Genomic DNA, 15,230 nt, shown 5'->3' with positions numbered 1-15,230 from the left:
GCCTTCGAAGGGACTGATCATGAAACAGCTGCTGCTCGACTTCCTCTGGTCCCATCTGCGCACGCTCGGCGCGTTCCGTGAATCCGGGCAGACTCCGGAAGCCGCACGGGAGTCGGCAGGCCTCGCGCCGGGGTACGGCGCCTGGTTCGACGAGTGCCTGCGCGTCTTCGAAGGAGCCGGCTACCTCGAGCGGCGGGACGGCAGGATCCTGATCGACGACGCCACGCGGCAGAAGCCGGTCGAGCAGCTGTGGCGCGAGTGGGAGACGGAAAAGCCTGCGTGGCAGGAGAACCCCGACCTCGCGGCCACCCACCTCCTGGTGGAGACCACCCTGCGTGCCTTCCCCGACATTCTCACCGGACGGCGACCGGCCACCGAGGTCATCTTTCCCGGCGGATCGCTGGAGCTGGTGCAGAACGCCTACGCGACGAACCCGGCGTCGGCGTTCTTCAACCAGGCGCTGGCCGCCGACCTGGTGGCGCGGCTGCGACGGCGGGCACGGGCCCGGACGGCGGGTCCCGCGCGGATCCTGGAGATCGGCGCCGGCACGGGTGCCACGAGCGCGGTCGTCCTGGAGGCGCTGCGGTCCGCGCGGCTGGACGTGCGCGAGTACTGCTACACCGACATATCGAGGGCCTTCCTCAACCACGCGGAGCGTTCGTTCGGTGCGGAAAACCCGTCGCTGACCTGTGGAATCCTGGACATCGAGCGTCCGGTGGCGGATCAGGGCCTCACCCTCGGCGGGTACGACGCCGTGGTCGCCGCCAACGTCCTGCATGCCACCCGGGACATCCGCCACACCCTGCGCAACGCCAAGGCGCTGCTCCGGCCCGGCGGACTGCTGGTCCTGAACGAGCTGACCGCGAACAACCTGCTCAGCCAGTTCTCGTTCGGTCTCCTCGACGGATGGTGGCGCTACGAGGACCCGCACCTGCGGATCCAGGGCAGTCCGCTGCTCTCCACGGCCAACTGGCAGCATGTCCTCACGCAGGAGGGGTTCCGCGCGATCGCTCTGCCCGCGCGGGATGCCGAGGATCTGGGACAGCAGATCATCGTGGCCGAGAGCGACGGCGTCATACGGCAGCCGACGGCCGTGCCTCGCCCGTCCGCGCCGTACGTGGCGCCGGCGCGCGAGAGTCCGGCGCGGGCCGTGGCCGATCACAGCGTCGGGAGCGAGTCCGGAGACCGGCTGCGCGTCCACACCGAGGCAGTCGCGCTCGATGTGCTGGCCGAGGCGTTGGACATCCCGCGAACGAGGATCGGGCGGGACGAGTCCTTCTCGAACTACGGGCTCGATTCCATCTTCGCGGTGAACGTGGCCCGGACCCTCGGCGGGACGCTCGGTATCGACCTCGACATCACGGTGCTGTTCGAGCACAACACCCTGGCCGAGCTGGGCGAGTTCATCGTCTCCGAATACGCCGAGGAGCTGCGGGACGCGCTTCCGCCGGAGCCCGCACCGCCGGACCGGGCGCCCGACCGTGCGCAACCTCGACCTCAACCTCAGCCTGAGCCCGACGAGGCCGCGCTCGACGGCATGGCGATCGTCGGCATGTCCGCACGCTTCCCCGGGGCCGACGACATCGACGAGTTCTGGCGGATCGTCGAGCAAGGCGGACGGTGCATCACCGCACCGCCGGAAAAGCGTGCGGACTGGGCGGGCTACGGCGACGAGGCGGCCGCGCTGCGAGGCGGATTCCTCGACGGCGTGCATGAATTCGACCCTCTCTTCTTCCGTATGTCGATGACCGAGGCGCGCCAGGTGACGCCGGAGCTGCGTCTGCTGCTGATGACGGCGTGGAACGCCGTCGAGGACGCGGGCTATCGGCCGGCCGAGCTGCGGAACCGGACCACAGGCGTGTTCGTCGCCACGACGCAGAGCGAGTACCGGCCCGCGACCAGGGACCTGCTGAGCCTGCCGTCGCCCGCGATGGTGCCCAACCGGATCTCGTACCTGCTCGACCTCAACGGCCCCAGCGAGCAGTGCGACACGACGTGCTCGTCCTCGTTCGTGGCCCTGCACCGGGCGATCCGGTCCATCCGTGACGGCGAGTGCGAGCAGGCGCTCGTCGGCGGCGTGAACCTGGTGATGTCGCCTGCGGGTTTCGGCGGGATGCGGGCCGCAGGGATGCTCAGCCCGAGCGGTGACGTACGGCCGTTCCAGGAGGGTGCCGACGGTACGGCGCGCAGCGAGGGCGTCGCCGCCGTACTGATCAAGCCACTGCGCCGGGCCGTGGAGGACGGGGATTACGTGCACTGCGTCGTGCGCGGCACCGGCGTGGCCCACGGCGGCAGGGGTGTGTCCTTCACGGCACCGAACATCCGGGGCATGAAGACAGCCGTCGCGCACGCCTACGCCGACGCCGCGATCGATCCGGGCGCCGTGGAGTACATCGAGACCCACGGCATGAGCTCGATGCTGGCGGACAGCGCGGAGCTGGCGGCGCTCGGCGCCGGACTCCGTACCGAGGACGACAGCGAAGACGTGACGTATCTGGGCAACGTGAAGCCCTGCATCGGGCACACGGAGGTGGCCTCCGGCCTGGCCGCGCTGGTGAAGACCGCGCAGGCGATGCGGCACGGCGTGATCCCGGCGATCCCTGGCTTCGGGCAGCTGCACCGCGACCTCTCCCTCAAGGGGACGCGGCTGCGCATCGCCACGCAGAACCTGCCGTGGCCCGAGCGCACCGACGGCGCCGGTCGGCCGCTGCCGCGCCGCGCGGGCATGCACAGCTTCGGGATCGGCGGCGTGAACGCGCATGTCGTGCTGGAGCAGCACATCGCCTCCGCGAACCCGGACGACGAGCCGGGCGCGCAGGTCCTGGTGCTCTCGGCGCGGAGCGTCGACGCTCTGCGCGAGCGGACGCGCCGGCTGATCCATCGGCTGGCCGAGGCGGATCCGCGCTCCTGGGCGGACATCGCGTACACGTCGCAGGTCGGCCGGGAAGCGATGAGCTGCCGGCTGGCGTTCGTCGCGCAGAGCACGGACGAGGCCGCTCGCATGCTGGACGGTTGGCTCCACGGCGACCCGGACGCGCTCGACCGCGTGGCGTTTGCCGACGGCGTCGATCCCGCTGCCGGCGCCGAGCGCGATGGGAAGCCGGCGCAGCTCGACCAGGTAGCGGAACACTGGGTCGCGGGCACGCCCATCGACTGGGACCTGATGCATCGCGGCGCGCGACGCAGACGGATCCCACTGCCCGGGTATCCCTTCGCACGTCTGACGTGTTTCGCCGAGCAGGCACCACAATCGGATCAGGCCGTGCACACAGATGCCGGAGCTCAGGACGGCGAGGACGGTGAGGACCGCGAAGCCTTCGTCGCCGACCTCGTCGCCTCGGTGCTGGGCCTGCCGCGCCACGAGATCGACGGCACGAGGTCGCTCGCCGACTACGGTCTCAACTCCCTGCTCCTGGTGGCGATGCTGGGCCGGATCAGCGGTGTGTTTCCGGGCTTCCGGCCCGAATGGTGGCAGCCGCACGACACGTTGAACGACGTGGTCGCGAGGCTGTCCGAGGCGGAGGCCCGCTCCACGAGCGTGCCCGTCCCGGAGCTGGTGCGCCTCAACGGTGCGACCGGGGGCAGGCCGGTCTTCTGGATCCACGGCGCTCTGGCCGGCGTCGAGTCCTACCGCACGATCGCCGAGCGGATCGACCGCCCGTTCTACGGCATCCAGGCCCGTGGCCTGCTGACCGAGGACGCGCCGATCGAGGGCATCACGGCCATGGCCGAGTACTACACCGAGGCCATCCGCTCGGTGCAGCCCGAGGGCCCGTACGACGTCGGCGGATTCTGCCTCGGCGGCATCGTCGCCTACGAGGTGACCCGGCGGCTGCAGGCACAGGGCCACGACGTGGCTTCGCTGACGATGGTCGATTCGCCGGACGAGACCGGCCTGGCGAAGTCGAACGCGAACGGGTTCCAGTCGGCGCGGAGCGCGGCGCTCCAGGTCGTCAACTCCCTGCTCTGGCCGGCAGGGGAGAAGGACCCGGCGGTCCTGCGTGCCCGTCTCATCCACCGGGACGAGGTCGCCGAGGACCTGGACGAGGACGCGTTCGTCCTGCGGCTCGCGGAGCTCGCGGCCGGGCGCGGCCTCGCCATGAGACCTGACCGGACGGCGCGGTTCGTCAGACGCAACATGGCGATCCAGCTCGCCTACCGGCTCGGCGAGCACACCATCAGGCCTCTGCCGCGGCCGGAAGCCGTGGTGTGCACCTACTTCCGCAACCGGCGCGGACTCTTCCTGGGCGAGGTCGAACCGTACTTCCAGATCACCGGCGAGACCTTCTCCCTCGACCACGTGAACTACCGGCAGGACTGGGAGCGCGAGCTGCCGGGCCTGCGCCTGGTGGAGATCGACGCCGCGAACCACATGACGATCCTGAACGACGCGGAGCCGCTCGCCGCGATCGAGGAGACATGCCTGGCGCTCTACGCGCCCGACGAGATCGGGGCTACCCGTGGCTGACCGGACCGACGCCCGGACGTACGACCGCCACGAACCGGTGGCGATCGTCGGCATCGGCTGCCGACTGCCGGCACGGATCGAGGACCCGACCGCACTCTGGCAGGCTCTGCTCAACGGTGTCGACGCGGTGCGTCAGGTGCCGGACAACCGGTGGAACGCCGGCGCATGGGCTGAGGCGGAGGCGTCCGGCGGGGCGGCGAACCGGCGCGGTGGATTCCTCGACGACGTCACGGGGTTCGACGCGGCGCACTTCTCCATCTCACCGGCCGAGGCACGGCAGATGGACCCGCAGCAGCGGATCGCCCTGGAGGTGGCGTGCGCCGCCGTCGAGGACGCGCGGCGCTCCACAGCTGGTCTCGCGGGCACGCGCACCGGCGTCTTCATGGGCGCGATGTGGCAGGAGTACCCGCTGTTCACGCAGGGCGCCGCCGAGGCGATCCACGCCCACTCGGCCATCGGCTGGGACAACTCGGTGATCCCGTCCCGCATCGCCTACGCGCTGGGATTGCGCGGCCCCGCGATGGGCGTGGCGACCGCGTCGAGCTCCTCTCTGGTCGCGGTGCACCTCGCCGTGCAGAGCCTGCGCTCCGGCGAGTCGGACTTCGCACTCGCCGGCGGCGTCAACCTGATGCTGCATCCGAACACCTCGGTGGCGTTGACGAAACTCGGCACGCAGAGTCCTGCCGGACTGTCCCGGGCCTTCGACGGCGACGGTGACGGCTACGCCCGGGGCGAAGGCTGCGCGGTGGTCGTGCTGCGCAGGCTGTCCGACGCGCTCGCCGACGGTGACCGTGTCTATGCGCTGGTGCACGGCAGCGCAGTCAACAACGACGGTGCGACGGACGGACTGACCGCACCCGGCCACGAGGCGCAGACCGAGGTGCTGCGGTCGGCGTGGGAGAACGCCGGCGTGGCGCCGAGTGCCGTGTCGTACGTCGAGGCGCACGGTACGGGCACGCCTCTGGGCGACGTGACGGAGGCGGGCGCGCTCGGCACCGTGTTCGGGCCCGACCGGCCCGCGCCGCTGCGCATCGGCTCGGCCAAGACGAACTTCGGCCATCTCGAACCGGCGGCCGGCGTGCTCGGGCTCGTCAAGGCCGCGCTGGCGGTGCACCACGGCGTCATTCCGCCGAGCCTGCACTTCCGCACACCGAACCCGCGCATCGACTTCTCCGCCGAACGTCTGGAAGTGGTCACCGAGGCAGCCGCGTGGCCGGACGGGCCGCGGTTCGCGGGGGTGAGCAGCTTCGGATACGGCGGCACCAACGCGCATGTCGCCCTCGGCGAGGCGCCCGAGAGCGCGCCGGTACCGGCCACACCGGATGCGGGTGGGCCGGTCTGCCTGGCGGTGTCCGGCACGAGCCCGCAGGCGCTCGCGCGTAACGCCGCGCGGCTGGCGAGCCACCTCGGGCAGTCGCCCGGTACGAGGCTGTCCGACGTGGCCTACTCGCTGGCGACGACCCGCACGCACCACCCCACGCGCGGCGTGGTGATCGCCGGCACGACGGACGAGGCGGTCGCCGGTCTGCGGGCGCTCGCCGCGGACGAGAGCCACGACGCGGTGGTGACGGGCGCGGTGACCGAACGAGGCCGCGTCGCGTTCGTCTTTCCCGGCCAGGGCGCCCAGTGGTGGGGGATGGGCCGGTCGCTGTGGGAGCAGAACGACGCGTTCCGCGAAGCCGTGACGGCGTGCGACGAGGCCCTCGCACCGCACACCGGGTTCTCGGTCGCCGCGATCGTGCGTGGACAGGACGGTCTCGCGCCGCCCTTCACGCGTACGGACGTGGTGCAGCCGGCGTTGTTCGCGATGTACGTCGGTCTCGCCGCGATGTGGCGCGCCTGGGGCGTCGAGCCCTCGGCGGTCGTCGGCCACAGCCAAGGTGAGGTGGCCGCGGCGGTCGTCAGCGGGGCGTTGAGCCTGGCGGACGGCGCTCGCATCGTGGCGTTGCGCGCTCGGGCCGTGCAGGACCATGCGCCGGACGGGGCGATGGGACTCGTGGAGCGCCCGGTCGGCGAAGTCATGGAGGAGCTGGCGGCCTACGGCGAGGCGCTGTCCGTCGCGGTGGTGAACACGGCGCGATCGACCGTCGTGGCCGGAGACGCCGAGGCGCTGGACCGCTTCCTCGCACAGATGGAGGCCACCGGCGCGTACTGCCAGCGCGTGGACGTGGACTACGCGTCGCACAGCCCGCACATGGATGTGCTGCTGCCCGCGCTGCGCGAGCAGCTCACGGGCCTTGCCCCCGCGGAGGCGGGGATCGCCTTCTATTCGAGCGTGACGGGGGAGCGGGCAGCCGGTCCGGAGCTCGACGCGGAGTACTGGTGCCGCAACCTGCGCGAGCCGGTGCGCTTCGATCGCGCGCTGGAACGCCTGCGAGCGGACGGCTTCGGGACCTTTGTCGAGGTGAGTCCGCATCCGGTGCTCCAGATAGCCCTGGCGCAGGGAACCGGGGCCGACGGTACGGCGGTCGTGGTGGGCAGCTTGCGCCGCGGTCGCGGCGGGCTCGAACAGCCGCTGCGGGCGCTGGCGGAGCTGCACACCCAAGGCGTCCCGATCTCATGGCAGCGGGTGTTCCCGGCCTCGGAGACGCGCCGGGCGGACCTTCCTACGTACGCGTTCGAACACCGGCGCTACTGGTTGGACGAACACGACGACGCGATCCCGGCCGTCGACGGTGGTTCGTGGCGCGAGGACGTGATGGCGCTGCCCGAATCCGAGCGTCCGGGATCGGTGCTCGCACTCGTCACGGAGGAGGCCGCCGCCTTGCTCGGCCGGCCCGTGGACGGTGTGCGTCCCGGCCTGACGCTGCGCGAACAGGGCCTCGACTCCCTCATGGTGGTCGAGCTGCGCAACCGGCTCAGCGCACGGACACGGGTCCCGCTGCCCACCGTGCTCGCCTTCGACTACCCCACACCGCAAGCGATCGCGACACTGCTGCTGACACACGCCGGAGCGCCCGACGAGGCTCCGGACGTCTCGCGCGCCGTCGCCGCGGTGCCCGTACGGCCCGACGATGACGATCCCGTCGTGATCGTGTCCATGGCCTGCCGGCTTCCGGACGGAATCGACACGCCCGAAGCGTTCTGGGAACTGCTCGCCGACGGCCGCGAAGCCTCCTCCCCGTTCCCGCAGCGCTGGGACGGGTGGGATCTCGGCATGATCGAGGAGGCGGAGCGCGCCGCCACCGGCAGGCGCTTCGAGCGCAGGGGCGGCTTCGTCCGCGACGTCGAGGACTTCGACGCCGCCTTCTTCGGGCTCAGCCCGCGTGAGGCACTGTCCCTGGACCCGCAGCAGCGGCTCGTTCTGGAAGTCGTCTGGGAGGCACTGGAGCGGGCCAATCTGCGCTCCGCGTCCCTCGAAGGCAGCAACACAGGCGTCTACCTCGGCGCGATGAGTTCGGACTACGACGTCGCCCGGCGCTGGGACGTCAGCAGCAGCGACGGCTACAAGATCACGGGCAACGGGTCGAGCCTGATCTCCGGGCGGGTGTCCTACACCCTCGGCCTGTCCGGGCCGGCGCTCACCATCGATACCGCGTGCAGCTCGTCGCTCGTGGCCCTGCGCCTGGCGTGCGAGGCGCTGCGCAGCGGTGAATGCGATCTGGCGTTCGCCGGTGGAGTGACCGTGATGAGCACCCCGCAGATCTTCGTCGAGTTCAGCCGCCTCAACGGGCTCGCGGCCGACGGCCGCTGCAAGAGCTTCGCCGACGACGCCGACGGGACGAGCTGGGCGGAAGGCTGCGGCGTCCTGGTGCTCAAGCGGCTCTCGGACGCGAGACGCGACGGCGACCGTGTGCTGGCCGTCGTACGAGGCACCGCCATGAACCAGGACGGCCGAAGCCAGGGGCTCACCGCGCCGAACGGCCTCGCACAGCAGCGCGTGGTGCGCAGTGCCTTGGCCGACGGTGGACTGACCCCGGCCGACATCGACGCCGTCGAAGCGCACGCCACGGGCACCGTGCTAGGCGACCCCATCGAGGCCGGCGCCCTCGCCGCAGTGTTCTCGGGCCGCGTACGGCCCCTGCACCTGGGATCGGCCAAGTCCAACATCGGCCACGCCCAGGCGGCCTCCGGCGTCATCGGCGTCATCAAGATGGTGCTGGCGCTCCAGCACGAGTCGCTGCCCGGCACGCTCCACGCGGAGAAGCCGAACACCCGGATCGACTGGACCGGCGGCGAACTGGAGCTCCTGCGGCAGCCGAGGAACTGGCCGCGGACACGGCGGGTGCGTCGCGCCGGCGTCAGCTCCTTCGGTATCAGTGGCACGAACACGCACGTCATCATCGAAGAAGCACCGGAGACCGTCGTCGCGGACGGGCCTGGCGACGATCTCGTCCACCCGTTGGTGATCTCGGGCACCGACGCGGCCGCCCTGCGTGCGCAGGCCCGGCACTGGGCCGAGTGGCTCGACGCGCGGCCCGCAGCGTCGATGCGGGACATCGCCTACACCTCCGCCGTCGGCCGTACGCACTTCGACGCGCGCGCCGTGGTTTTCGCGGGCAACGCCGTGGATGCTGCCGAAGCCCTGCGGGCGGTCGAGCCGGGTTCCGGCACGGCACAGGGGGAGATCGCCTTCGTCTTCGGCGGTCAGGACGCGCGGCCGCCTGGGCTGAACAGCCAACTGCTGGAGCAGAGCGCGGTGTTCCGCGACACCGTGGCGGAGTGCGACGCGATCCTCTCGCCGTTGACCGGTTGGTCCGTGCTGAAGGTGCTGCGCGGCGAGGCGGACGTGAAGAGTCCGGATGTGCTGCCGTGCACACTGTTCGCGACCCACCTCGGACGCGCGGCGCTGTGGCGCAGTTGGGGTGTGGAGCCGGCGGCGGTGGTGGGCGACGCGCACGGCGAGGTCGCCGCCGCCGTGGTGAGCGGAGCGTTGAGCTTGGAGGACGGCGCCCGGGTCGTCGCCCGGCGGGCTCGCGCGCGCTCGGGAGACGCGGTCGGCGGTGCGATGTCAGGGATTGTCCCTGCCCGGACCTCCATCCCCTTCCGTTCGCGCCTGACGGGCGAGGTCGTGCCGGGCCCGGAGCTCGGCGGCGACTACTGGCTTCGCGACCTGCACGAGCAAGAACAAGAGCCGGAGTTCATGGGCCTCGACCGCGCGCTGGAGCGGCTGCGCGGCGAGGGCTTCGGAGCGTTCGTCGAGGTCGGCCCATCCTCCGAAGGCGGATCAGGCGGCGTGGACCAGCTCTGGCGAACGGCCGCCACGTTGTTCGAGCGAGGCTTCCCTCTGGACTGGGAGCGAGTGCTCGGGTCCCGTGGCGCCGGCAAGGTCGACATCCCGACGTACGCCTTCCAACGTCGGCGCTTCTGGCTCGGGGAGCTTCCGGCCGGGCCCGTCGCGGTGACGGCAGGTCAGCCCGTGGACGGTCATCCGTGGTTCGAAGCGATCACGACGCTCGCCGGCAGCGGCGGTCATCTGTTCACGGGCCGGCTGTCGCTCGACGACGGCCCGTGGCTGGCCGATCACGTCGTCGGCGGGCAGGTCTACGTGCCGGGTGCGGGCTTGGCCGACGCTGCGCTGTTCGCCGCCCGGACCGCAGGTGCCGACGCCGTGGCAGACCTGACGCTGCTGGAGCCGGTCGTCCTTCTTCCGGGCCGCGCGCTGCGGATCCAGGCCACCGTCGGCGATCCGGACGCGCACGGACGGCGCCCCTTCGCGTTCCACAGCCAACCCGAGAACACGGACCAGCCGCTGATCTGGCAGCAGCACGTGACCGGAGAGTGCGTGACCCGTGCGAGCACCGACGCCACCATGCCGCCGGACCTCGACAACTGGCCGGTGCCCGATGCCCGGGCCCTCGACATCGAAGCCTTCTACGGACGCGCCCTCGCCAACGGGCTCGACTACGGCCCGGCTTTCCGAGGACTGCGCGAACTCGCCTGCCGCGACGGCGTCTACCACGCGCGGGTTTCCCTTCCTACCGCGCTGGATCCGGCCGGCCACGGTCTGCATCCGTCGCTGTTCGACGCGGCACTGCAGGTAGTCGTCGCCGGTCTGATGGAGACGGGTGCGGCTCCTGGGCCGCTCGTCCCGTTCATGTGGTCGGACGTCGAGCTGGTCCGTACCGCAGGCAGAGAACTGACCGTGCGCGTGTCGTTCGCATCCGGCGGAGACGAGGACCTCGCGCCTGCCACCGTATGGCTGGCCGACCCGGCAGGCCACTTGGTGGCCCGGATCGGCAGGCTGCAGTTCCAGCGCGGCAGACGGCGTGGACACCCGTTCGCCGAGCACCTCTACCGCGTCGGCTTCGAACCCCTACACCTCGTGGCCGAAACCCTCGACCCTGCGGGCACTCTCGTGGTCGGCGACGCCGAGGTGGGCGCAGGGCTCGGTGCCGACGTCGTTCCCGACCTGGACGCCCTCGTGAAGCGGCTCGACGGCCGGGCGGATGCGCCTCGGCGACTGCTGTTCGCGCTGCCTGACCGCGCGCCCGTTCAGTTGGACGACGCGGAGCGGAGCGCCGCCGAAGCGCTGCGGACGCTTCAGGTGTGCCTCGGCGATGCCCGGCTCCAGAACGCGGAGCTGGTCTGGATCACTTGTGACGCAGTGTCATTGAGCCCGGACGACCAGGTGGGGAACTGGGCGCATGCCGCGGTGTGGGGCATGGTGCGCACGGCCCGTACGGAACAGCCGGAGCGCGTCCTGCGCCTGATCGACCTCGGTCCCGGTACCCCGGACTTCCGGCTCCTGGCGCGCCTGATCGAGACCGGCGGCGAGCCGGAGTGCGTGCTGCGCGGCGAGACCGCCCGCGTGCCACGGGCAAGGCCGACCGTCGCGGAGATCGACGCGCTCGTCCTGCCGGACGAGGGCGGCTGGCACCTGCGTCAGCGGGAAGATGGTCAGCTGGACGTCACCGCCGCCCCGCACGACGAGGACGCGCCGGAGCCGCTCGCGCCGTCGGAAGTCCGCGTCGAGGTACGGGCCGCCGGGTTGAGCCCGGAGCAGGCACAGATCCTGGAGTTCGCAGGGATCGCCATGGAGGTCGGCAGCGGGGTCACCTTCGTACACGCGGGCGACCGGGTCATGGGCAGTGCGGCAGCCGCGCTCGGCAACCAGATCCGCGTGGACGGTGCCATCCTCAGGCAGATGCCCGCGAACCTCGCCTTCGCAGAGGCGGCCGCTGATCCGTCCGCCTCCGATCCGACTCAGGACAAGGGGTCGTTCACGGCTTTCGACGTACGCGACGCGCCGTACGCCCTGCGCCACGCGCAGCAGAACGCCGCAGGCAAGACCGTACTGACCTTGCCACGCGCTCTCGACCCGGACGGCACGGTACTGATCACCGGCGGCCTCGGCGAGCTCGGCAGCGCGCTCGCCGCACACCTGGTGCGCGCGCACGGAGCGCGGCGGCTCGTGCTGCTGTCGCGGCGCGGTGGCAACGTCCCCGAAGCCGGCTCGTTCGTGCGGGAGCTCGAAGCCGCGGGCGCCGAGCGGGTGGACCTGGTCGCGGGTGACGTCGCGGACCGGGCCGCCGTGGCCGCGGTACTGGAAGGGATCGATCCGAGCCATCCCCTCACGGCCGTGTTCCACCTCGCCGGCGTGCTAGACGACGGCCTGGTGGAGGGCTTCACCGCGGAGCGGCTGCACCGGGTGATGGCACCCAAGGTCCAAGGTGCGCGGCTGTTGGACGAGTTGACCGAGCGGCTGGACCTGGCCGCGTTCGTCCTCTTCTCCTCGGCGGCCGGAACGCTGGGCACCGCAGGACAGAGCGGGTACGCCGCGGCCAACGCGACGCTGGACGCCCTGGCGGCGAACCGGCGCAAGCGGGGTCTTGCTGGACTCAGCCTCGCCTTCGGGCTCTGGGAGCAGGCCGGAGTGGGCATGACCGCTCACCTCGGCAAGGCCGAGCTGGGACGCCTGCGGCGTCAGGGCATCGGTGCCCTGACCTTGGCCGAGGGCCTGAATGCTCTGGACGTCGCACTCGCACGGCCCGAGACCCAGCTGATGCCCGTACGCCTGGAACTGGCATCGTTGCGCCACGCGCTCGGCGATGCGGAAGCGCCTCCCATGCTGCGCTCCATGTTGCGGCGCGCAACTGAAGGACGCGGAGCCGAAGTTTCCGGGACCGCGCAGTCGCTCGATACGCGGATGGCGGACGCCTCCGAAGCCGAACGGCCTGCTCTGCTGCTGGACCTCGTCCGCAGCGAAGTCGCCGATGTGCTCGGCCTGCCCGGGCCCGACAGCGTGCCGGCCGACCGAGCACTGCGTTCCCTCGGGATCGACTCGCTCACCATGGTCCAGTTGCGCAAGCGCCTCGCCAAGCGGCTGGACACCACGCTGCCCGCCACCCTGGTGTTCGACTACCCGACCGCCGAGGCCATCGCCGGGCTCCTGCTCCACGACGCCACCACCTTGAGAGGCAACGACAAGTGAAGACAGAGGCCCTGTTCATCGCGGCTACCGCGACCTATCTGCCTCCGGCGACCAAGGTCGAACAGGCCGTCGCCGACGGCCTGTTCGACGCCCAGGACGCCGAGGACACGCAGCTCGAATCGGTCTGCGAGGCCACGGACGAAGCTCCGCCCGAGATGGCGGTGGCCGCTGCCAGAGATGCTGTGGAAAGGTCGGGTCACCGGGCCGAGGACATCGCGCTGCTGCTGCACGCCTGCGTGTACTTCCAAGGCCTCGAGCTCTACCCGACGGCTTCCTACATCCACCGCGAAGTCCTCGGAGACCACTCGGCGCTCGCCTTCGAGGTCAAGAACGCTTCCAACGGCTGCATGACCGCGCTGGACATCGCGGCGCGTTCCCTCGCGGCCACCGAGGACGTGGCGGCGCTGGTGACCACCGCCGACAAGGTCGGTCCGCCGGCGATCGACCGCTGGAACAGCGACATCGGCATCGTCCCCGGCGACGGTGCGTCGGCGATGGTGCTCAGCAAGAGGTCCGGGTTCGCCCAGGTGCTGAGCACCTCCACGGTGTCGGATCCGACCCTTGAGCGCCTGCATCGCGGCGACGCGCCCTTCACGCCTCACCACGACCCCACGCTCCCCATCGACCTGCGGCTGCGCAAACTGCAGTACCTGGGAGACGTGGAGCTCGACGAGTTCACCCGCCGGTTCCGGGCCGGCCTCAGCGACTGCGTCGACCGGGCCCTGCGCGACGCGGACGTGCGCCTGGGCGACGTCGCCCGGTTCGTCGTTCCGCACTTCGGACGCATCGTGCTGCAGCGCGAGGTCCTCGCCGCACTCGATATCGACCTCGATCTCACGACCTGGTCCTGGGGTCGCACCGTCGGCCATCTCGGCGCGGGCGACCAGATCGCCGGACTCGACCACCTCGTGAAGGAGCGTGCCGTGGACGTCGGCGACCTCTGCATGCTGCTCGGCGTCGGCGCCGGCTTCACCTGGACGTGCGCCGTGGTCCGGATCATCGAGCTTCCCGCGTGGCCGACGACGCCGGCCGGACTCGGGCTCGGAGGCGGGCGGATCTGATGCGCTGCTACGTGTTCCCGGGACAGGGCGTCCAGAAGAAGGGGATGGGCCGCAGCCTGTTCGGAAGGTTCCCCGACCTCCGTCGCCGCGCCGACCAGGTGCTCGGATACTCGATCGAAGAGCTCTGTCTGGAGAACCCGGAACGACGGCTGTCCGAGACCGTGTACGCGCAACCCGCGATCTACGTCGTCAACGCGCTGCACTGGTCGGCGGCGCAGGAGGACCTGCCACCCGCGGACTTCTTCGCGGGCCACAGCCTCGGCGAGTACAGCGCACTGTTCGCGGCCGGCGCCTTCGACTTCGAAGGCGGCCTGACGCTGGTGCGACGCCGTGCGGAACTGATGAGCCAGGTCGGCGGCGGTACGATGGCCGCAGTCGTCGGTGTCTCCGAGCAGATCGTCGAGGAGACCCTGAAGCAGCACGGTGCCACCGGCGTCGTCATCGCCAACTACAACGCGCCCGAGCAGCTCGTGCTCTCCGGCAGCCACGCGGAACTGGCGCGGATCAAGCCGGCCTTCGAGAAGGTGGAAGGTGTCCGAGGCTTCATCCCGGTCCGCGTCAGCGGACCCTTCCATTCGCCGGCGATGGCCCCGGCCGCCGCGCGCTTCCGCGATCTGCTGGCCTCGGTCGACCTGGCCGAACTGCGGACACCGGTCATCTCCAACGTGACCGGCCGGCCGTTCGGCCCCGACCCGCAGGACGTCCGCGATCTGCTCGCCGAGCAGATCTCCAAGCCCGTCCGCTGGACCGACAGCATCCGGTATCTGCGGGACGCGGGCGTGTCGGTCTTCACGGAACTGGGCGAATCGAAGGTGCTCACCCCGCTCATCGACCGGATCACCACCGCGCCAGAGCCCGCGTCCGATCCACGCCGGGACCTGATCGAGCGCATCAAGCGTGAGATCCTCCAGCCGGAGATCGGCGACGAGGCGCTCGGCTTCGACGAGGACGCGTCGTTCCGGCAGCTCGGCCTGAACTCCATCATCTACGTACGCCTGGCCCGCCGGGCCGGGACGGTCTTCGGCGTTCCGGTCAAGCCGGACGTCATCTTCCAGCACCGTTCCTGCGCCGCCCTGGCGGACTACCTCCTGACCCGCGACGACATCGCCGGAGCCGCAGCGCCCGAGGCCCCACCCGCGCCGTTGCGTGAATACCAGGACGAACGGGTGACGGCCCTGCTGCACGACTGCGCGAACGGGACCCTCACCGTGGACCGGACCATCGAGGCGATCCGCGCCCTCGCGTGACGAGCGCCGAACACGCCCTTACTCAGTCCTGCCGTAGAGGAAGCGCACGAACACGTCGCTTGCTCAACGCCTGCGGCAGC

The 15,230-nt window shown here is 71.1% G+C and carries 4 protein-coding genes; all 4 read left to right on the top strand.

Annotated features, from left to right (window positions below):
* Positions 1 to 19 precede the first annotated feature (19 nt).
* Genes ABZ267_RS08715 through fabD form a run of 4 tightly spaced genes read left to right on the top strand, consistent with a single transcriptional unit; the run spans position 20 to position 15,150 of the window.
* Positions 20 to 4,468 (top strand): beta-ketoacyl synthase N-terminal-like domain-containing protein, encoded by a 4,449-nt coding sequence (locus ABZ267_RS08715; RefSeq protein WP_356750757.1) that lies wholly within the window; start codon positions 20 to 22, stop codon positions 4,466 to 4,468.
* The gene (locus ABZ267_RS08710) at positions 4,461 to 12,842 is read left to right on the top strand and encodes a type I polyketide synthase (RefSeq protein WP_356750755.1); all 8,382 of its coding nucleotides are present in this window, start codon (positions 4,461 to 4,463) and stop codon (positions 12,840 to 12,842) included. The genes ABZ267_RS08715 and ABZ267_RS08710 overlap by 8 nt, the downstream gene beginning before the upstream one ends.
* Positions 12,839 to 13,903: a ketoacyl-ACP synthase III family protein gene (locus tag ABZ267_RS08705; protein ID WP_356750753.1), complete on the top strand. Its 1,065-nt coding sequence runs from the start codon at positions 12,839 to 12,841 to the stop codon at positions 13,901 to 13,903. The genes ABZ267_RS08710 and ABZ267_RS08705 overlap by 4 nt, the downstream gene beginning before the upstream one ends.
* On the top strand, positions 13,903 to 15,150 hold the full coding sequence (gene fabD, locus ABZ267_RS08700; protein ID WP_356750751.1) for an ACP S-malonyltransferase: 1,248 nt from the start codon (positions 13,903 to 13,905) through the stop codon (positions 15,148 to 15,150). The genes ABZ267_RS08705 and fabD overlap by 1 nt, the downstream gene beginning before the upstream one ends.
* Positions 15,151 to 15,230: the final 80 nt, after the last annotated feature.

The sequence above is a fragment of the Streptomyces sp. NPDC006174 genome (assembly GCF_040614075.1).
Lineage (GTDB): Bacteria > Actinomycetota > Actinomycetes > Streptomycetales > Streptomycetaceae > Streptomyces.
Note: the sequence above shows the minus strand (reverse complement) of the source record. Positions and strands in the feature narration are given on the sequence as shown.

Coding starts and splice junctions, on each gene's coding strand:
- fabD (WP_356750751.1), top strand. CDS start 13,903: ATGCGCTGCTACGTGTTCCCGGGACAGGGCGTCCAGAAGAAGGGGATG.
- ABZ267_RS08715 (WP_356750757.1), top strand. CDS start 20: ATGAAACAGCTGCTGCTCGACTTCCTCTGGTCCCATCTGCGCACGCTC.